16 protein-coding genes are annotated in these 19,581 nt (G+C 64.7%); 8 read left to right on the top strand and 8 right to left on the bottom strand.

Going from position 1 to position 19,581, the window contains the following annotated elements; genetic code table 11:
- Positions 1–278: 278 nt before the first annotated feature.
- From MRBLMC3_RS05640 to MRBLMC3_RS05610, 7 genes are all read right to left on the bottom strand, one after another.
- Entirely contained in the window at positions 279–1,274 is a 996-nt protein-coding gene (locus tag MRBLMC3_RS05640; RefSeq protein WP_363826489.1) for a sensor domain-containing diguanylate cyclase, read from the bottom strand.
- 118 nt (positions 1,275–1,392) lie between these two features.
- Positions 1,393–1,665 carry an HPr family phosphocarrier protein gene (locus MRBLMC3_RS05635; protein WP_363734441.1) on the bottom strand — a complete coding sequence of 91 codons (273 nt, stop codon included), beginning with the start codon at positions 1,663–1,665 and terminating at the stop codon, positions 1,393–1,395.
- Complete coding sequence (locus MRBLMC3_RS05630) at positions 1,662–2,066, bottom strand: PTS sugar transporter subunit IIA (RefSeq protein WP_363734442.1); 405 nt, start codon at positions 2,064–2,066, stop codon at positions 1,662–1,664. The genes MRBLMC3_RS05635 and MRBLMC3_RS05630 overlap by 4 nt, the downstream gene beginning before the upstream one ends.
- Positions 2,067–2,098: 32 nt before the next feature.
- Positions 2,099–3,031: an RNase adapter RapZ gene (gene rapZ, locus MRBLMC3_RS05625; protein ID WP_363826486.1), complete on the bottom strand. Its 933-nt coding sequence runs from the start codon at positions 3,029–3,031 to the stop codon at positions 2,099–2,101.
- Entirely contained in the window at positions 3,028–3,477 is a 450-nt protein-coding gene (locus tag MRBLMC3_RS05620; RefSeq protein ID WP_363734444.1) for an HPr kinase/phosphorylase, read from the bottom strand. Before MRBLMC3_RS05620 ends, rapZ begins: the two co-directional genes overlap by 4 nt.
- A gap of 156 nt (positions 3,478–3,633) precedes the next feature.
- The gene (locus tag MRBLMC3_RS05615; RefSeq protein WP_363826483.1) at positions 3,634–5,229 is read right to left on the bottom strand and encodes a stimulus-sensing domain-containing protein; all 1,596 of its coding nucleotides are present in this window, start codon (positions 5,227–5,229) and stop codon (positions 3,634–3,636) included.
- Positions 5,195–5,902, bottom strand: coding sequence for a response regulator transcription factor (locus MRBLMC3_RS05610; protein WP_363826480.1), 708 nt, complete (start codon positions 5,900–5,902; stop codon positions 5,195–5,197). Before MRBLMC3_RS05610 ends, MRBLMC3_RS05615 begins: the two co-directional genes overlap by 35 nt.
- A 260-nt stretch (positions 5,903–6,162) precedes the next feature.
- Between MRBLMC3_RS05610 and MRBLMC3_RS05605 the strand changes: the two genes are divergently transcribed.
- The 4 genes from MRBLMC3_RS05605 to MRBLMC3_RS05590 all read left to right on the top strand — a co-directional run bounded on the left by MRBLMC3_RS05605 (position 6,163) and on the right by MRBLMC3_RS05590 (position 9,972).
- A complete protein-coding gene (locus MRBLMC3_RS05605) occupies positions 6,163–7,758 on the top strand; it encodes a phosphoenolpyruvate carboxykinase (RefSeq protein ID WP_363826476.1) in 1,596 nt (531 codons plus the stop codon).
- A 132-nt stretch (positions 7,759–7,890) separates the two neighbouring features.
- The gene (locus tag MRBLMC3_RS05600) at positions 7,891–8,208 is read left to right on the top strand and encodes a hypothetical protein (RefSeq protein WP_133654826.1); all 318 of its coding nucleotides are present in this window, start codon (positions 7,891–7,893) and stop codon (positions 8,206–8,208) included.
- Between the two features lie 548 nt (positions 8,209–8,756).
- Positions 8,757–9,572 carry a ferredoxin--NADP reductase gene (locus MRBLMC3_RS05595; protein ID WP_363826473.1) on the top strand — a complete coding sequence of 272 codons (816 nt, stop codon included), beginning with the start codon at positions 8,757–8,759 and terminating at the stop codon, positions 9,570–9,572.
- Between the two features lie 100 nt (positions 9,573–9,672).
- A complete protein-coding gene (locus tag MRBLMC3_RS05590; protein WP_363826470.1) occupies positions 9,673–9,972 on the top strand; it encodes a hypothetical protein in 300 nt (99 codons plus the stop codon).
- A gap of 162 nt (positions 9,973–10,134) precedes the next feature.
- Here MRBLMC3_RS05590 and MRBLMC3_RS05585 read toward each other — a convergent pair whose 3' ends face one another.
- Positions 10,135–11,739 (bottom strand): alpha-amylase family glycosyl hydrolase, encoded by a 1,605-nt coding sequence (locus tag MRBLMC3_RS05585; protein WP_363826467.1) that lies wholly within the window; start codon positions 11,737–11,739, stop codon positions 10,135–10,137.
- A gap of 139 nt (positions 11,740–11,878) precedes the next feature.
- On the opposite strand from MRBLMC3_RS05585, the gene MRBLMC3_RS05580 reads away from it, so the two are divergent.
- The 4 genes from MRBLMC3_RS05580 (at position 11,879) to MRBLMC3_RS05565 (ending at position 19,570) form a co-directional block, all read left to right on the top strand.
- Complete coding sequence (locus MRBLMC3_RS05580; RefSeq protein WP_363826464.1) at positions 11,879–13,462, top strand: Na+/H+ antiporter; 1,584 nt, start codon at positions 11,879–11,881, stop codon at positions 13,460–13,462.
- A 156-nt stretch (positions 13,463–13,618) separates the two neighbouring features.
- Positions 13,619–14,509 (top strand): ImuA family protein, encoded by an 891-nt coding sequence (locus tag MRBLMC3_RS05575; protein ID WP_363826461.1) that lies wholly within the window; start codon positions 13,619–13,621, stop codon positions 14,507–14,509.
- On the top strand, positions 14,406–15,995 hold the full coding sequence (locus tag MRBLMC3_RS05570) for a Y-family DNA polymerase (RefSeq protein ID WP_363826458.1): 1,590 nt from the start codon (positions 14,406–14,408) through the stop codon (positions 15,993–15,995). The genes MRBLMC3_RS05575 and MRBLMC3_RS05570 overlap by 104 nt, the downstream gene beginning before the upstream one ends.
- Positions 15,992–19,570: an error-prone DNA polymerase gene (locus tag MRBLMC3_RS05565; RefSeq protein ID WP_363755173.1), complete on the top strand. Its 3,579-nt coding sequence runs from the start codon at positions 15,992–15,994 to the stop codon at positions 19,568–19,570. The genes MRBLMC3_RS05570 and MRBLMC3_RS05565 overlap by 4 nt, the downstream gene beginning before the upstream one ends.
- Positions 19,571–19,581 lie beyond the last annotated feature (11 nt).

The following is a 19,581-nucleotide window of genomic DNA, read 5'->3' as shown; positions in this document are numbered from 1 at the left end:
GGCTGCGCGCCGGGTCACGAAAAACCACCATTTTCGGCGTGTCATCATCTGAACGTCGATCCGTCCTAAAGGGCTTTCCAGGCGATCGGAACGGTCGCGAGGGACCCGGCAAATCGCAATCGCTTGAAGCTGTTATGCGGAGAGGGCGGGCTTTACAGCTCGCCCTTTTCTTTCATGCGGATATTACTGTGCCGGAACGATGGTCGCCTAAGCTGCGCTTCTTCCGTCCATGATCAGGCGGGGCCAAGGCCTCCATTCCGTCCCATCAAGGCAGCGTTTCAGGTGGCGTGGGAGCTTCCGTGCCGCGCGACGGCGACGCGGTTCCGGCCGGAACGCTTGGCCTCGTAAAGGGCCATGTCCGCGACCGCCAGCCAGCTTTCGCCGGTCGGCCAGTCGCCGCGCAGTTCCGCTACACCGAAGCTGGCGGTTGCGCGCAGCGGCGGGGTGCCGGCTATTTCCGCGGCGGCGATCGCGTCGCAGAAGCGTTGCGCCGCCCTGGCGGCGTCCTCTATGGGCGTTTCGGGCAGCAATATGCCGAATTCCTCCCCGCCCAGCCGGCCGAGCGAATCGCTGGGTCGTTGCAGGCCGGTGCAGAGCTGGGCGATGCCGCGGATCACCTGGTCTCCGGCAGGATGGCCATAGGTGTCGTTGATATGCTTGAAATGGTCGATGTCGAACAGCAGCAGGCTGGCGGGCCGCTGATGACGTTCGAACAGGGCGATGGCGCGGTTCATTTCGCCCAGGAAAGCGCGGCGGCTGAGCGCGCCGGTCAGATGATCGCGCTCCGCGATGCGGCGCAGTTCGAGCTGTTCGACCACCAGCGCCGCGAGATTCCTGAGGATGGCGATCTGCGCCGGGTCGAACTCCCGCGGCACGGTGTCGATCGCGCAGAGCGAACCGATATTATAGCCGTCGGGCGTTTCCAGCGGGATGCCGGCATAGCTGCGGATATTGGGATCCCCCGTCACCAGCGGATTGTCGCGGAAGCGCTCATCCTCCTGGGCGTTGGCAATGATCAGCGGCGCCCGCTGGCGGATGGTGTGCGCGCAGAAGGCGACATCGCGCGAGGTTTGCGTTGCGTCGAGTCCGGCCAGCGACTTGAACCATTGCCGGTCCGTATCCACCAGCGAGACGGCGGAAATCGGCACGCCCAAAATGCTGCGGACCAGATCGGTGATGCGGTCGAAAGAGGGTTCCCGCGGCGTGTCCAGGACCTCATAGCGGTTGAGCGCGGCCAGGCGCGCCGGTTCGTCCATCAGCTTGGGATCGAGCATTGCCAACCGTCCTCAACCGGCGGCGCGCCCCTTCCGCGCACCGCGATTCTCGTTCGCCATTAATCTGTGATAGTCGTTTTTGCCCCGCCTGACAAAGACTTGACGGGTGCAGCCTGTCCTATTCCTCGCCGAATTTGTCTTCGACAAGGGTCACGAGCTTGCCCAGCGAATCGGCCGCCTCAGGCCCGCTGGCGCTGATCGTGATGCTGTCGCCCATCGCCGCGCCCAGCATCATCAGGCCCATGATGGAGGTTCCGGTGACCTCGCTGCCATCCTTGCGCACCGTGATCTGCGCGGGCAGGCCGCTGGCCAGGGTCACGAATTTCGCACTGGCCCGAGCATGCAGGCCGCGCCGGTTGCTGATCCTGACTTCCTGGCTGATTTCGCTCATGTGGTGCTGCCCAACAGTTCCGATGCGACGCTGATATATTTCTGACCTGCTTCCCGCGCGGCGGCGACGGCCTGGCGCACGTCCATGACCTTGCGCGCGCTTTCCAGGCGGATCAGCATCGGCAGGTTGATGCCCGCGATCACCTCGATCTCGCCGGCCTTCAGCAGCGATATGGCAAGGTTGGACGGGGTGCCGCCGAACAGGTCGGTCAGCAGGATGACCCCGGTTCCATCGTTCACGCGCGCCACCGCGTTGGCGATGTCGGTGCGACGCATTTCCATGTCGTCCTCAGGCCCGATGCAGATGGTTTCGATCTGCTGCTGCGGACCGACCACATGCTCCATCGCGACAACGAATTCCGTCGCCAGCGCCCCGTGGGTGACGAGTACCAATCCAATCATCTTGCTTGCGTGGCCCACCTGTTTTTCATGAATTACGCTTTCGGGCCTCCCGGTCCGCGCTTCTCCAGGGCGTCCTGGGGCGCTGATTCCATATTTCGGTGCGAGACCGTGGGCGAAAAGCCCGCATCTTGCAAGTATCTGGCGACGCGTTCGGCCACATGGACCGACCTGTGGCGGCCGCCCGTGCAACCGAACGCTACGGTAACATAGCTTTTTCCGCCCTCCGCGTAGCGGGGCAGCAGCAGGGCCAGCAATTGTTCGATGCGCCCGACCGCCTCCTCATAGGCGGGATCTTCCTTGATATAGGCGGCGACGTCGGGATCGAGCCCGGTCTTGGGCCGCAGCGCATCCTCCCAATGCGGGTTGCGCAGGAAGCGCATGTCGAACAGCAGGTCCGCGTTCAGCGGCACGCCGCGCGAATAGCCGAAGGACATGATCGTCAGCACCGGGTCCGACAGCCCCTCCTGCGCGAAGCGGTTGCGGATTTCCTGCTGCAGCCCGTTGCTGGTGAGGCTGCTGGTGTCGATCACCTGATTGGCCCAGCGGCGCAGCGGTTCCGTCAATTCCCGTTCGCGGGCGATGCCATGACGGGCGGGACGGTCGGTGGCCAGCGGATGGCGGCGGCGCGTCTCCGCGAAACGGCGCTCCAGTTCCTGGCCGGAACAGTCGAGGAACAGGGTGTCCACATCATGGCCATGGCGCGTCCGCAGCGCCTTGATCCGCTGGACGATGGCGGCCGCGTCAAAGCCGCGCGTCCGCGCGTCGATGCCCAGCGCCAGGGGACGGTCCGTCCCTTCCTCATGCCCCTCCGGCAAGGGCGTGTCGAGCAGCCGGTCGAGCAGGACGAGCGGCAGATTGTCGACCACTTCCCAGCCCATATCCTCCAGCGTCTTGAGCGCGGTCGTCTTGCCCGCGCCCGACAGGCCGGACACCAGCAGGATGGTCTTCGGCGCGATCCGGCTCACAATGGGTCCGCGCCTTTCAGGCCCAGCTTCCTGACGGCGAGTTCGACCTTGATCGGGGTGGAGGCTTCGAACGGGGCGAGGCGGACGACAGGGATGTCGACGCCCGCAATCGCGCGCTGCGCAGTCTCAAGCGGCATGCGCTCCACATCGTCGCTGAGGTCGACGGCCAGGGCAACGGGAGCATTGTCGGCATGGGGCATGCCGACCAGGCCCAGGCCCCGCACCTCCATCATGCCGGCGATCCGGTCAGGCGCGCGGGCGAACAGCTGTCCCTCTATTTCCAGCAGGCGGGTATAGTCGTCGCTCACCAGCACGGCGCCGCGATCGATCAGGCGCAGCGCCAGGTCGGACTTGCCCATGCCGCTGCTGCCGCAGAGCAGGACAGCCCGGCCGTCAATCGCCACGCTGGTAGCATGCAGGGTTTCGGAAGATTGTGTCGACGCCATATCGCCTTATCGCTTTGGCGCCATATTAGCCCCTGTTGACGCTGGTGGGAATCGAATTAACCGACACGTTCCCATTATGATGCAGTTGGCCCATTATGACGCAGTTGGCTCATTACGACGCAGTTGGTGGGGCGGATCGGCTCCCGCTTTGCATCCTTATTCCGATATGATGCCCGGATCGCGCTCGACCGCCATGGGCAGCCGCACGATGAAGCAGGCGCCGCTCTGCGCGTCCTGGCGGTCCGCAATGCTGATCTTGCCCTGATGCCCCTCCACGATGGAGCGGGCGATGGCGAGGCCGAGGCCCGAATGCTTGCCGAACGCTTCATTTTCCGGCCGCACGCTGTGGAACCGGCGGAAGACATGTTCGCGTTCCGACTTCGGGACGCCTGGCCCCTGGTCCTCGACGCTGACCAGCACTTCATTGTCCGCCACGGTCGCGACGATCTGGACCAGTCCGTCGTCGGGGGAGAAGGAGATCGCGTTGTCGATGAGGTTGTCGAGCACGCGGATGATCCGTTGTTCCTCGCCCAGCACCACGGCGACATTCTTGCGCGGACGGGCAAAGGCGAGGCCGACGCCGCGAGGCACGCCGCGCGCCTCGCGGGCAACGACCATCTTTTCGATCAACAGGCCAAGGTCGATCGGCTCGAACCGGGTGCGGGACAATTGCGCATCGATGCGGGACGCTTCGGCAATGTCGGTCACCAGTCGATCGAGCCGGAGCACGTCGTCCTGCGCGATCGCCATCAGCTGCGCCCGCAGATCCGGCTTGTCCACCCGGTCGAGCGCATCGAGGGCGGAGCGCAGCGAGGCGATGGGGTTCTTGAGCTCATGGCTGACATCGGCGGCGAAGGCGTCAGTGGCGTCGATCCGCTGGCGCAGCGCATGGCTCATGTCGGAAAGGGCGCGGGCGAGCATGCCGATCTCGTCCCGCCGGTCGGGCAGGCGCGGCACGGTTACCTCGCGCGCCCGGCCGAGCCGTACGCGCACCGCGGCGCGGGCGAGGCGCTGAAGCGGTTGCACGATCGTGCGCGCCAGGAACAGCGACAACAGGATCGAGGCCAGCACCGCCGCCGCCAGGACCATGCCCAGACGGAAGCGCTCTGCCCGGACAGTGCGGGTGATGTCGCGGGCATTTTCGGTCGCGAGCAGGCTGGTGCCGTCCTTCACGTTGACGGCGGCCGAAATCATGAATGTGCGATCGGGCGCATAGCGGTTCACCGCCTGTGTGTGGCCGCTGCCGCGCGCCGCCACCAGTTCGGGCCAGGCCTGCGCCCGATCGACCACCGGTTCCTCGAAATTGGGCGGCCGGTCGGCGGACACGACCCGATCGATCACCCTGTCGAGGAAGCGGGCGACATGGCGCTGCCATTCCTCCTCCTCCGGCAGGCGAAGACGATAGCGCGGCGCGTTCATGGTGAAGCTGTCCGCGATCAGCCGTCCGGCCGCGTCATAGCGGCGGACCCGGTCCTCCGTCTGCCGCGCATAGGCGGCGATCAGCGCATCCTGCCGGTCGGCCGGAGCGTTTTCCAGGCCGATGGCCAGCAGCTTCAATTCCCGCGCCGACTGCTGCAACCGGTCGTCGACGATGCGCGTGCGGTAGCTGTCCAGATAGAAGAAGCCGCCCGCCAGCAGCGCCAGCGCGAACACATTGACCGCCAGGATGCGCGGGGTCAGGCTGATCCGGCCGGACCAGCTCCACCCGGCGCCCGCGTCATGCTTCTTCGGAGAAACGGTAGCCGGCGCCATAGAGGGTGTCGATCGCGTTGAATTCGGGGTCGACTTCGCGGAACTTGCGGCGAAGGCGCTTGATGTGGCTGTCGATGGTGCGGTCGTCGACATAGACGTCGTCCTGATAGGCAGCATCCATCAACTGGTTGCGGTTCTTGACCACGCCGGGGCGGGCGGCAAGCGTTTCCAGGATCAGGAATTCCGTGACGGTCAGGGTCACGTCGCGGCCCATCCATTTGACCCGGTGGCGGGCGGGGTCCATTTCCAGCCGGCCGCGCACGATGGGTTCGGCGACCGGCTCGTCCGGTGTGGCGTCCACCTTGCGGGCCTCCGACCGGCGCAGGATCGCCCGGATGCGCGCGATCAGCAGCCTTTGGGAGAAGGGCTTGCTGATATAATCGTCCGCCCCCATGGCAAGGCCCAGCGCCTCGTCCAGCTCATCGGCCTTGGACGTCAGGAATATGACCGGCATATGGCTTTTCTCACGCAGCCGCCGCAGCAGTTCCAGCCCGTCCATGCGGGGCATCTTGATGTCGAACACGGCCAGATCGGCCGGGTTTTCGATCAGCGCCTTCAGTGCCGCTTCCGGATCCGAATAGAGGCGTGTCAGGAAACCTTCCGTCTGCAACGCGATGGAGACGGAGGTCAGTATGTTCTTGTCGTCGTCCACCAGGGCGATGGTTGCGGTCATGCTGCGTCCCGAAAATCGTCGGCAAGAGGAATGTCCCTGCGTTAGACGAACCCGGCTGCCCCCGCAAGGAAGGTCGGCAGGGGGGTTATGCGGTGTAGTCATGGGAATTCGGGATAAATGCAGCAGGCGTGAAGTTTTCGGGGGTTTGACGCGCTTTATGCAAAGGCCTATGCCCGATGCGTCTGCAGCAGACGGCGCCAAGCGGCAGGAAGATCGCGGCGTTGGGAGGCGGACCGATAATGATATTCAGGAGTATAGGCGTGCAGGCCAAATCCCCTTTCACCCTCGATCAGCAGGGTATTTCCACCGGCGCTGTTCAATATTGGAATCTGGGTACCGCGCCGCTGGTCGAAGCCGCGCTCGCCAATGGCGAAGGCATTTTGGCCAAGGACGGCCCGCTGGTCGTAAAGACGGGCAAGCATACCGGCCGGTCGGCCAGCGACAAGTTCATCGTCAGGGACGCGGAAACCGAATCCACCGTCTGGTGGGGCAAGACCAACGTCCCCATGACGCCGGAGCATTTCGCCGCTCTCAAGGCCGACTTTTTCGCGGCGCTGGGACAGAAGGACAAGCTCTACATCGCGGACCTGTTCGGCGGATCGCAGCCCGAGCACCGCGTCAATGTGCGCATCATCAACGAATTCGCGTGGCACAACCTGTTCATCCGCACGCTGCTGGTCCGTCCGGGCGCGGATGAGCTGGCGGGCTTCATGCCAGAATATACGATCATCGACCTGCCGACCTTCCGCGCCGATCCGGCGCGCCACGGCAGCCGCAGCGAAACCGTCATCGCGGTCAACTTCACCGAGAAGCTGATCCTGATCGGCGGCACCCGCTATGCCGGCGAGATGAAGAAGTCGGTGTTCGGCATCCTCAACTATCTGCTGCCCACGCGCGGCGTGATGCCCATGCACTGTTCGGCGAATATCGGCCCGAACGGCGACACCGCCGTCTTCTTCGGCCTGTCGGGCACGGGCAAGACCACCCTGTCGGCCGATGCCAGCCGCACGCTGATCGGCGATGACGAGCATGGCTGGTCGGACACCGCCGTCTTCAATTTCGAGGGCGGCTGCTATGCCAAGATGATCAACCTGTCGGCCGAGGCCGAGCCGGAGATCTTCGCCACCACCAAGCGTTTCGGCACGGTGCTGGAAAATGTCGTGATCGACGAGGAAACGCGCGAGATCGACCTGGACGACAACAGCCTGGCCGAGAACAGCCGCGGTTCCTACCCGATCGACTTCATCCCGAACGCGTCGGAGAAGAATCTGGGGCCGGTGCCGAAGAACATCATCTTCCTGACCGCCGATGCCTATGGAGTGCTGCCGCCGATTGCGCGTCTGACGCCGGACCAGGCCATGTATCACTTCCTGTCGGGCTATACCGCGCGTGTCGCGGGGACCGAGATCGGTGTGACGGAGCCTTCGGCGACCTTCTCCACCTGCTTCGGCGCGCCCTTCATGCCGCGCCATCCGTCGGTCTACGGCAATCTGCTGAAGGAGAGGATCAACAAGGGCGGCGTCACCTGCTGGCTGGTCAATACCGGCTGGACCGGCGGCAAATATGGCGTTGGCCAGCGCATGCCGATCAAGGTGACCCGCGCGTTGCTGAACGCGGCGCTGGACGGCAGCCTCAACGATGCCGAATTCCGCACCGACCCCAATTTCGGGTTCCAGGTGCCGGTGGCGGTGCCGGGCGTCGATAAGACCATCCTCGATCCGCGGGCGACCTGGAACGACAAGGCGGCCTATGACGAGACGGCGGGCAAGCTGGTAAAGCAGTTTGTCGACAATTTCGCCCAGTTCGAAAATCATGTCGACGCCTCCGTGCGCGAGGCGGCATTGACGGCCGCCTGACAGGCGCGACCCCTTTCGAAGGAGGCCGGTGGAGAGATCTTCCGGCCTCCTTCGTTTTCGGCCAACCTCTTTCGCTTTCGATCTGCCGGCCGCAATGCTATCCTGTGGCAAATCATTGGCGGGACATGAGCTATGGCGCTTTTTGACGATTTGATCGGAAATATGGGCGGACTGGAGGCGGTGGCCGCCAGGATCGGCCTTCAGCCTGAGCAGATGCAGGCCCTGATGAGCGAAATAGGCGGCAAGATCGGGGCGGGCGAAACCGATGTCGCAGCTCTTGCGACCACGGCTGCCGAGCATGGCGTGTCGGCCGACAAATTGCAGGAACTGTTTGCGCAGTTCGGCGGACCTGAAGCCATATTGTCGAAGATCGGCGGGCTGTTCGACCGGGACGGCGACGGCAATCCGCTCAACGAACTGGGCGGCCTTGCAAAGGGTCTCTTCGGCTGACAATTCGCGCGGCCTTCCCTGTCCAGGGGGCCGGGATCGCGATGGTAAGCGGGCATTTTCGACCGGCTTTTGCTGCCGATGGTGAAAGCATACCTCCGATGGGGTATGCTTTTGGATAGAGAATCCCTTATAAGCTGGCCCTGGGGATGGACGTGTCGGTGTCCCAAGCAGGGGAAGTCATCATGCCGGGGGGTCTGCTGCGCGGCGCCGCCATTGCCATGCTGTTGAGCGGCCAAGCGCAGGCGCATGGCCTATCTTCCTTCAGCGAGCGGATGCGGGACGGTGCCTGCATGCCCGCCTATCGTGCATTGCTTGGGCCGCGACCCGGCGATCCTTCCTGCTGTGTTCCCGGACGCCGGGCAGTGCCACCCCTTTGCCCGCGGTCCTGAACCGAGGCGGATGGCCATCAGCTTTCGCCCCGACAAGTTTTTTTCACCTTGCCTTGGAACGCCCCAGGGGGCATTCGCGCTGCATCGCCTATTGCGAAGCTGACGCAACTGACGCTCTTGCCCAGCGACAGTCGCCCTGAATCTGGCAGGGGAAAAGGTTTGAACGACGTGACGATCGAAAAGCCGGCATTGGAACCGACCGGCGCGCTTTCCGTGGAAACCGTGCTGTCGGTGCGGCATTGGAACGAGCATCTTTTCAGCTTCCGCATCACGCGGCCGGCCAGCTTCCGCTTCCGGTCGGGCGAGTTCGTGATGATCGGGCTGCAAGGCGATAATGGCAAGCCGTTGCTGCGCGCCTATTCCGTCGCCAGCCCCGCCTGGGACGAGGAACTGGAATTCCTGTCGATCAAGGTGCAGGACGGCCCGCTGACGTCCAGGCTGCAACTGATCCAGCCGGGCGACCAGATCTATCTTGGGCGCAAGCCGACCGGCACGCTCGTCACCGACGCCTTGTTGCCCGGCAAGCGATTGTTCATGCTGTCGACCGGCACGGGCCTGGCGCCTTTCCTCAGCCTGGCGCGCGATCCGGACGTCTACGAATTTTATGAGCAGGTCGTGGTCGTGCATTCGGTGCGCCGTGTCAGCGACCTTGCCTTTCATGACGAGCTGTCAGGCAAGCTGGCGGAAGATCCGCTGGTGGCTGAGCAGGCGGCAAACCAGTTTCACTATGTGCCGACCGTGACGCGCGAACCGTTTCGGAACAATGCGCGCATCGACAAGCTGATGGAAACCGGCACCTTGTTCGAAGGCATTCCGGGCGAGGCGAGGTTCAATCCGGAAACCGACCGGATCATGATGTGCGGCAGCATGGAGATGATCAAGCAGTTCGGCACCTATTTCGAGGAACAGGGCTTTGCCGAAGGCTCCAACGCCGCGCCGGGCGCCTATGTGATCGAGCGCGCCTTCGTAGGCTGATCGCACCGGGACGGACTTCCGTTCCGACGGACTGCAAAGGGCGGATTTCCACTTCCGGCGCTTGCGCGGCCTCCTATTGGCCGCGCGCGTGGAGGCGGTCTTGCGGCTGGCGCAGGAGCAGCTCAAGAGCGACAAGGAGCAGGCGGCGATCCGTGCTGCGGTCGAGGCGCAGCAATTTGCGGATACGGCCATTGGCGAGAGCCGCCAGCGCGCCGACGCCGACGCGCAGATGCAGGCTTCCACCGCGGCGGTCGCGCAACAGGATGCCGCAGCGGCCAATGCACGGGCCGAGGCCGCCGAGCGTGCAGCCACCATGTTTTGCGTGATGGAAAAGAGTGACCCGGAACAATCGCGGATGGCGCGCTTTTGCCACTTGCCGAATGCAAATCCGACCAGATGACAGCGAACGGCACCGCCGGCCTCCCTTCTATGGGACCGACCGGCCAGGAAATTACGGAAAGCCGAAAGTTCGCGCGGCGATCTGATCTGGATTAAGAAAATATCCGCTTTCCGCATGTCTGTTGCGCGCCGACCGCTCGGTGCAGCATGAGGGCGATGGATATTATCGTGCCGGGGTGACGATCCTTGCAACCATGCCGGACGCCGCCGGGAAGAGCCGGCTTTCCACTCCGCCTGTCGTCAGCAGTGGCTGGCACGGCTCCTGGAGGGCCCAGGCGACTGGCTGGCTGCCGAGGTTGAAGGCGCAGAGCAGCCGTTCATCCTCATGCGCGCGTTCGAAAAGGAGCAGGTCATCGGGAGCGTCCCGGAAATGGATGGCGCCCGCCCGCAATGCAAGCGACCCATTGCGCAGCGCCAGCACCCGTCGCGTCCAGTGCAGGAGGGAATCCGGCCGCGCCTCCTGCACGTCGACGGCAAGGGCGCGATGCGTTTCCCCCATCGGCAGCCACGGCCTGGCCTCGGAAAACCCCATATAGGGCGCATCGGACCGCCATGGCATCGGCGTTCGCGCGCCATCGCGGGATAGGGTCAGCGGCCAGTTGGCGATGGCTTCGGGATCCTGCAGATCCTCGAAGGCGATGTCGACCTGCGGCAGCCCCAGCTCCTCGCCATAATAAAGGAAGATATTGCCGCGCAGACAGGCCAGCAGCAGCATCTTCATCCGGCAATAGGCTTCCGCGTCCCTGTCCTTGGCCCAGCGCGAGATGGCGCGGGGAGCATCGTGATTTTCGAACGCCCAACTTGGCCAGCCCGCATGAGTCTGGGCTGGCCATTTGACAAGCGCCGTCCTCAGGAAATCGGCGTTCAGGTCCGGCGCATAGAGAAAATCGAAGCCATAAGCGGTGTTCAGCCGGCTATTTCCCTGGGTGAAGGCCTTCATTTCGATGTCGCTGTTTTCGCCGCCGACTTCGGCCACGGTAAAGTGGTCTTCATATTCGTCGAAGACTTTCCGGACCTTTTCCAGGAACAGTGGAATGTCGGGATGGCTCTGGCTGTATTTCTTGATCTGGAAATCAAAGGGGCGCGTGCGGACCTTGCCGTCTTCGGGGGCGGGCGGGTTGTCGCGCAGTCGCGGGTCGTGCATCGAATGGTTGATCGCGTCGATACGAAAACCGTCGACGCCCCGGTCCAGCCAGAAACGGATGATGTCGAACACGCTTTCCTGCACCTGAGGATGATGCAGGTGCAGTTGCGGCTGCTGCGTCAGGAACTGGTGCATATAATATTGGCCGCGCCGCGCATCCCAGGTCCAGGCCGGGCCTCCGAAAACCGACTGCCAGTTGTTGGGCGGCGTTCCATCCGGCTTTGGATCCGCCCAGACATACCAGTCCGCCCTGGCATTGTCGCGGCTTGAGCGGCTTTCGACGAACCAGGGGTGCTCATCGGACGTATGCGCCCAGACCTGATCGACGATGATGCGCAGGCCCAGTTCATGCGCCCGTGCCACCAGGGCGTCGAAATCCGCAAGCGTGCCGAAGATCGGGTCGACATCGCAATAGTCCGACACGTCATAGCCGAAATCGCGCATGGGGCTCTTGAAGAAGGGAGAAAGCCAGATGGCATCCACCCCAAGCGACGCGACATAGGGCAGATGCGCGGTGATGCCCGGAAGGTCGCCTATGCCGTCACCATTGGAATCGGCGAAGCTGCGGGGATAGATCTGGTAAATGGCGGCGCCGCGCCACCAGGGCAGTTTTTTCTCTGTCATGGGGCAGGACCACTCCACGCATTGATTGCATATATTGCCTTTCTGGATGGACTGTGGCGCTTTTCATAGGGGTCTTGATCGCCGCCCGCTTGGTCCGGGGTCCGCCAGCGGCTATCCAGCCCGATTGGAAGAGGGAGATATGCACCCGATGGAGATGTTCGAACTGGTGATCGTGATGCTGCTGGCGATCATCGTCCTGCATTATGCGGCCAACAGGCTGGGCCTGCCGCCGGCCGTCGCGCTGCTGGCCGGGGGCGCGCTGTTCGCCTTTTTGCCGGGCTTGCCGGTGATCTCGCTCGACCCGCAACTGGTGCTCGTGATCTTCCTGCCGCCGCTGTTGATGGATGGCGCCTGGTTCATCGCGCTGCGGCACCTTCGGCGGCATATGTTCGGCATAATGGCGCTTGCCCTGGGGGCGGTGGTCTTCACCACGGTCGTCGTGGCCGTGGTTGCGCACTGGCTGGTGCCGGGCCTGCCCTGGGCAGCCTGCGCGGCCCTGGGCGCCATTGTCTCGCCGCCTGACGCCGTGTCCGCCCGCGCCGTGTTGCAGCGTGTCCATTTGCCCCGTCGCCTCTCCATCCTGCTGGAAGGGGAAAGCCTGTTCAACGACGCCACGGGGCTGGTGCTCTTCCGCTTTGCCATAGCTGCGGTAGCCACTGGCGCCTTCAGCATGGTCGACGCCTTGCAGAGCTTCGTCATCCTGGCCGCGGGCGGCGCGCTGATCGGCATCGCCGTCGGTGCGCTCTGGGTGCTGGCGGTCAAGCGGCTGGACGACAAATATCTGATGATCGCTTCCTCGCTGCTGGCGCCATGGGCATCCTATCTGCTGGCGGAATCCATCCATGTCTCGGGCGTGATCGCGACCGTCACCACCGGCCTTATCTGCGGCTGGTACCAGCATGTCGTCTTCCCTGCCATGGTCAGGATGAACGGCACGGCCTTCTGGGCGGTGATGATCTTCCTGATGGAGGCCTTTGTGTTCCTCCTCATCGGATCGTCGCTGCGCGACGTGATCGAACGCGTCGGCGGTTTCGGGGTGGTGCTGGACGAGATGGCATTGCCTGTCCTGGCGATCCTGGCGGCACTGACCGTCGCCCGTTTCCTCTGGGTTTTCGGATCGGACGCGGTGATCGCCGGGCTGAGGGCGACCGGCCTGTGCGGTTATCGCCCTATGGGGTTCCGGGCGGCCACCATATTGAGCTGGGCGGGGATGCGCGGGGTGGTGACGCTGGCCGTGGCGCTCAGCGTCCCGGCGGACTTCCCCGGCCGCGACTTCATCCTGACGGCGTCTTTCGCTGTCATCATCGGCACCGTGCTGCTGCAGGGAACGACGCTGGGCGCCGTGATCCGGCTGGTGAAGCTGGAGGAACCGGAAAGCGACCGCCCGCGCATGACGATGAGCGAGGCCGAAGCCGCCATGGCACAGGCGCAGGTCGGTGTCGTGGAGCGGCACGCCTATGATGCGGAGGGCACGCTGCTTCATCCAAGGCTGCTCGAACGGTATCGGCGCCATGCCGAATTGTCGGCCGACTATGCCGGGCAGGAGGAACAGTTTTCGGAGATGCTCCACGCTCATTTCGATCTGGTGCTGAAGGCGATCGCCGCGGGTCGGGCGGAATTGCTGCGCCTCCACCGGACCGGAGAGATTGACGAAAAGACGCTTCAGGAACTGGAGCGCGACCTGGACCTGGAGGAACTGAGCGCTCTTTCGGCCAAGGCATGACCTGCCGGCACCTGGCCTCATGGCATAGGGCGGGCACATTCCCATAAGCGCCGCGCGGCTGCATCGTCCCTCGCCCGCATCTTTCCGGCTCGTCCCTTGCGCGCCCGATTGACAGGACGCGTCATCGGGACGAAAAGAACAAATAGGGAACATTATATGGCTGAGTCGGTGAAGACCCTTGCTGCCCTCAGGCGGCATATCGCATCGCTGGAGAGCGTTCCAGCCGCGCAGCCGCATGCGCGCGTGGAAACTGGATATGCCCCGCTCGACCAGGCGCTGGATGGAGGTTTGGCGCGGGGCCGGGTGCATGAATTCTTCGCCGCGACGGAGGAAATGGCGGCGGCGGCAGGCCTGGCCTCCATCCTCGCGAGGTTGGCGGCAGGAGAAGCGCCTTTGCTCTGGCTGCGCACGGCGGCGGCCGGTCGAGCCGGAGGGATGCTCTATGGCCCCGGATTGGCGGCATTGGGCATTGATCCGTCGCGGCTGCTGATCGGGGTGATGGTTGATGATGCCATGCTGTTGCGGGCGGCGGTCGATGCGCTGCGTTGCCCCGCCTTGGGATCGCTGGTGGTGGAATTGCGCGGTCCGGCGCCCTTGCTCGACCTGACGGCCAGCCGACGGCTGGCGCTGGCGGCGGAGGCATCCGGCGTCACGGCCTTCATGCTGCGCGTGGGCGGCGACCCAGTGCCCAGCGCAGCGGACACGCGCTGGCGCGTGGCGGCGGCGCCCTCACCGACCTTGCCGGGAGGCGGGCCGGGCAGAAGCGCCTTCGACCTGTATCTGATGCGGCGGCGGGCGGGGCGGGATGGGCTTGGCTGGCGGCTGGTCTGGGACAATGGCCTGGGCATGTTTGAACAGAGTGGAGGTGGGCGCGATGAACGCCATGACCTTGGAAAGGGCGCTTGGGAACAGGATGCCTGGGAACGGAATGGCAGCGGGCAGGATGCAGGCGGAAAGAACGGCGCAGGACGAGATCGGCAGGCGCCGCTATCTGGCGCTGTGGTTCCCGTTCCTGCCGATCGACCGGCTGCGGATCGCGCGGCCTGATCTCTGGACGGCGCAGGGCGAAGGGCCGGGCGTCGTCGTCGAGCAGGTGCGCGGCGCGATGCGGCTCGCGACGCTCGACGCGGATGCCCTGGCACTGGGCCTGACGCCCGGCATGACGCTGGCCGATGCGCGTGCGCGCGAGCCCGATCTGCGCGTGTTCGATGCCGATCCCCATGGCGATCAGGATTGGCTGGAGCGGCTGTGCGACGGTTGCGCCCGCTATACGCCGGTGGCGGCGCTGGATTCGCCCTTCGGCCTGATGCTCGACATTACCGGCTGTGCGCATCTCTGGGGCGGCGAGGAGATGTTGGCGCGCGAAGCGACAGAACGGCTGGAGCGCCATGGCATGCGGGTGCGTCATGCCCTTGCCGGAACGGCGGAGGGTGCGCACGCCCTGTGCCGTTTTCCGGTCGGGGCGACGGCGGATGAGGATGCGGCGCTGCGACGCCTGCCGGTGGAGGCATTGCGGCTGGAGGAGGGAAGCGCGGTGGCGCTGCGTCGTGCGGGGCTTCGTACCGTGGGCGATCTGGCAGCGCGACCGGCGGCGGTGCTGGCGTCGCGCTTCGGCGAGGAGGCTGTGGATGTGCTGAATAACCTGCTCGGCCTTGGCCGGCGGCCGCTCGCGCCCCGGCAGTTGCGCCCGGCGATCCGGATCGAGCGCCGTTTTGCCGAACCCATGGGCAGCACCGCCTTTGCCCTCAGGACGCTGGAGGAGATGGCGGCCGAGGCGGGGGATCGCCTCAGCGAACGCGGCCAGGGGGGGCGGCGCTTCGAGACGCTGTTCTTTCGCAGCGATGGCCTTGCCTTTCCATTGCGGGTGGAAACGGGCCTGCCGGTGCGCGATGCGCCTGCGATCATGCGATTGGTGCAGGAACGGATCGATGCGCTGTCCGATCCGCTCGATCCCGGTTTCGGTTTCGACATGTTGCGCCTCACGGTGCCGCAGACAGAACCGATGGCGCCGACGCAACTGGCGCTGGAGGGTGGAGAAGCACGTCGCGAGGAAAGCGTCTCCGCCCTGGTCGACCGGCTGTCGATCCGGGCGGGCCGGGCGCGCATCCAGCGGCTTCATCCGAGGGACAGCCATATCCCCGAACAGGCCCAGCTTGCACTGCCCGCAGTGGAAAGCCGGGCGCCCATGAACTGGCCGCAAGGCGCGCAGGAGGAGCCGCCCATGCGCCCGCTCCATCTGTTCGATCCGCCCCAGCCGATCGATGTGGTGGCAGAGGTGCCCGACGGCCCGCCCCATCGTTTCCGGTGGCGCAAGATATTGCATGAAGTGACGCGCTATGAAGGCCCCGAACGCATCGCGCCCCAGTGGTGGACCGCCAGCAATGGCGCGCTGGGAGGCGAAAGCGTGGGGCTGACCCGCGATTATTACCGGGTCGAGGATGCGCGCGGACGGCGTTACTGGATTTTTCGTCATGGACTTTACGGCGCCGAGGCAGAGCATCCCGGCTGGTACATCCATGGCCTGTTCGCATGAAACGGCATGGCAAGGGGCCTGATCCGTCCAGGCCCAGATCCATCGACAGGCGCGAACGGAACGCGCTGGAAGCCGGGCGGGAAAAGGGGCGGCGCAAATCGCGCGGCGAGCCTCCGCCGGTCGGGCCGGAGGCGCCGCCCTTTGCCGAGTTGGTGGCGGCCACCAATTTCTCCTTCCTGCGCGGCGCGTCCCATCCGCAGGACATGGTGACATGCGCTATTGCCCAGGGGCTTGAAGGGTTGGGAATAGCCGACCGCAATAGCGTCGCCGGAGTAGTTCGCGCCCATGTCGCGCGCAAGCGTTGGCCCGAACGGATGCGCGCCGGCTTGCTGGAGGCGCGCAAGGAAGCGGGACAGCCGCTGGAACTCGATGCAGAGGAGGAGCGCGCCTGCCGGACCGACCTGCGGCTGATCGTCGGCGCCAGGCTGGTCTTCGTGGACGGCACGCCGGACATCGTCGCCTATCCGGCGACGCGGCGGGGCTGGGGCGAACTCACCAAATTGCTGACCGTCGGCAATCTCCGATCGGTGAAGGGCGATTGCATCCTGCGTTATGAGGATCTGACGGCCTATCTGGATGACCTGCTGCTGATCGTAATGCCTGGCTCGACCGCGACCCGGCAGACCGCGCATCGCCAGCCGGTGAAATATGATTATGACGACCGGCCGTCGAAGGAAGCGATCAGGCAGGGTCATCTCAGCCTCGTGCCGCCGCCTGCTCCGTCCGACCTGGAAGGATTGCTGGCCCGATTGTCGCGCCTTGCCCCGCGCCGGGTCTGGCTGGCGGCGGCATTGCGCCGGGACGGACGGGACGCGCGGCGGCTGGCGCAGTTCAAGGCTTTGTCCGTGGCGACGGGCGTACCATTGCTGGCGACCATGGACGCGCTCTATGCCGGCGCGGCGCAGCGCCCCTTGCAGGATGTGCTGAGCTGTATCCGCGAAGGCACCGGCATCGCCAAGGCGGGACGCTTGCTGGAGGCGAATGCGGAAAGGCATATCCATAGTCCCGCCGAAATGGCCCATCTGTTTCGCGATTGCCCCGAGGCGGTGGCGGAAAGCATAGGGTTCCTGAACCGGGTGCATTTCACGCTGGATCAGCTTTCCTACGAATATCCCCATGAGCCCGTGCCGGAAGGATGGACGGCGCAGCAATGGCTGGAGGAATTGACCTGGTCCGCCGCTCACGCCCGCTATGGCGCGCGTCTTCCCCGGAAGGCGCGCCAGTTGCTGGAAGAAGAGTTCGGTCTCATCGCCAAGCGCAACTATGCCTATTATTTCCTGACCGTGCATGACATCGTCGCCTTCGCCCGGACGAAGGGAATCCTTTGCCAGGGACGCGGATCGGCGGCGAACAGCATGGTGTGCTTCCTGCTGGGCGTGACGTCCATCGACCCTCTCAGGCACGATCTGCTCTTTTCGCGCTTCGTATCCGAAGAACGCAATGAACCGCCCGACATCGACGTCGATTTCGAGCATGAGCGGCGCGAGGAGGTCATGCAATATATCTATGAACGCTATGGCCGCCATCGTGCCGGGATCGCCGCGACCGTCATCCATTACCGTTCGCGCAGCGCCGTGCGGGAAGTGGCGAAGGTGCTGGGCCTTAGCGAGGATGTGGCCGCCCGCCTCTCCAGCACGGTCTGGGGCAGCTATTCCAGCGACATGAACGATGCGCGGATCGTGGAGGCGGGTTTCGCGCTCGACAATCCGCAGATCGCGCAGTTGAAGGCGATCGTCGACCAATTGCTGTCCCAGCCCTTTCCGCGTCATCTCTCGCAGCATGTGGGGGGATTCGTGTTGACGCAGAACCGGCTCGACGAGACGGTGCCGCTGCACCATGCGGCGATGGAGGATCGCAGTTTCATCGAATGGGACAAGGATGACATCGACGCCCTTGGTCTGATGAAGGTCGACGTGCTGGCGCTGGGGATGCTGAGCTGCATCCGCCGGGCGTTCGACCTGATGCGGGAACAGGGGCTGGGCGACCATCAGCTGACGGTCGATCTCGATGCGCAGGACGAGGCCGTCTACGACATGCTGTGCAAGGGCGACAGCATCGGCGTCTTTCAGGTCGAAAGCCGGGCGCAGATCAACATGCTGCCGCGCCTGAAGCCGCGTTCGATCTATGACCTGACCGTGCAGGTGGCGATCGTTCGCCCCGGACCGATCGAGGGCAATATGGTCCATCCCTATCTGCGGCGGCGATGCGGGGATGAGAAGGTCAGCTATCCGCGACCGTCGCCGCATCATGGGCCAGCCGATGAGCTGGAGAAACTGCTTGGCGAGACCTATGGCGTGCCGCTGTTCCAGGAGCAGGCGATGAAGCTTGCCATCGTTGCGGCGGATTTCACCCCGACGGAAGCCGATGCCCTGCGCCGCGCCATGGCGACATTCCGCAATGTCGGCACCATTCACCATTTTCGCGAGAAGATGATCAGGGGCATGGTGAAGCGGGGTTATGAAGCGGAATTCGCGGAACGCTGCTTCAGGCAGATCGAGGGTTTCGGCAGCTACGGCTTTCCCGAAAGCCATGCGTTGTCCTTCGCGCGGCTGGTCTATGTGTCGGCCTGGATCAAATGTCATCAGCCCGCGGTGTTCGCCTGCGCGCTGCTCAATTCGCAGCCCATGGGCTTTTACGCTCCCGCTCAGATCGTGCGGGATGCGCGGGATCATGGCGTCACCGTGCATGATGTCGATGTGAATATGAGCGGGTGGGACAATGCGCTCGAACCGCTGCTGCGGTCGCGGGACAGCGGGCGGGGCGAGGGGGAGGGACGGGCTCTGGCGCTGCGTCTGGGACTGCGTCAGGTGGATGGTTTTCGCCAGGATTGGGCGAAGCAACTGGTCGCGGCGCGGAAGGAAGGGCTGTTTTCCACCATGGAAGAACTGGCGCGGCGCGCGGGATTGCCGGCACGGGCGTTGCGGTTGCTGGCAGATGCCGATGCCTGCCGGTCGCTGGGACGGGACCGGCGGGCCGCCCTCTGGGAAGCGCGGCGGACGCCCGCGAATGAACTGCCCCTGTTTGCCGCCGCCAAGGCGCAGGAATTGGGGGAAGAGCCGGATGCGATGCTCCCCGCCATGGCTCTGTCCGAACATGTCGAGGCCGATTATCTGGTGACGCGCCTGTCGCTCAAGGGGCATCCGATGCAATTCCTGCGCCCGGTCTTCGCGGCGGAGGGGGTGCTGAGCTGTGCCCGGACTTCGGCGGCGAAGAATGGGACGCTGGTGAAGACCGCCGGCGTGGTGCTGGTGCGGCAGCGGCCGGGCAAGGGCAATGCGGTCTTCATCACCATCGAGGATGAGACGGGGATCACCAATGTCTTGCTGTGGGCACGGCTGTTCGAACTGCAGCGGCGCCCGGTCATGGCGTCGCGACTGATGCTGGTCGAAGGGGAAGTGCAGCGCAGCAAGGAAGGCGTGGTCCATCTGATGGCTTCCCGCGTGCACGACCGGACTGCGGAATTGTCTCGGCTTTCTCAAACCGATGTGCAGGAACCTTCCCGCATGCGTCACGATCACGCCCGCGGACATCCGCGCGATGTTCGGATATTGCCGCAATCACGCGATTTTCATTGAGGGAAGGCTGT

This window comes from Sphingobium sp. LMC3-1-1.1 (genome assembly GCF_040676285.1).
Taxonomy (GTDB): domain Bacteria; phylum Pseudomonadota; class Alphaproteobacteria; order Sphingomonadales; family Sphingomonadaceae; genus Sphingobium.
This window is presented reverse-complemented; position numbering and strand designations above follow the sequence as displayed.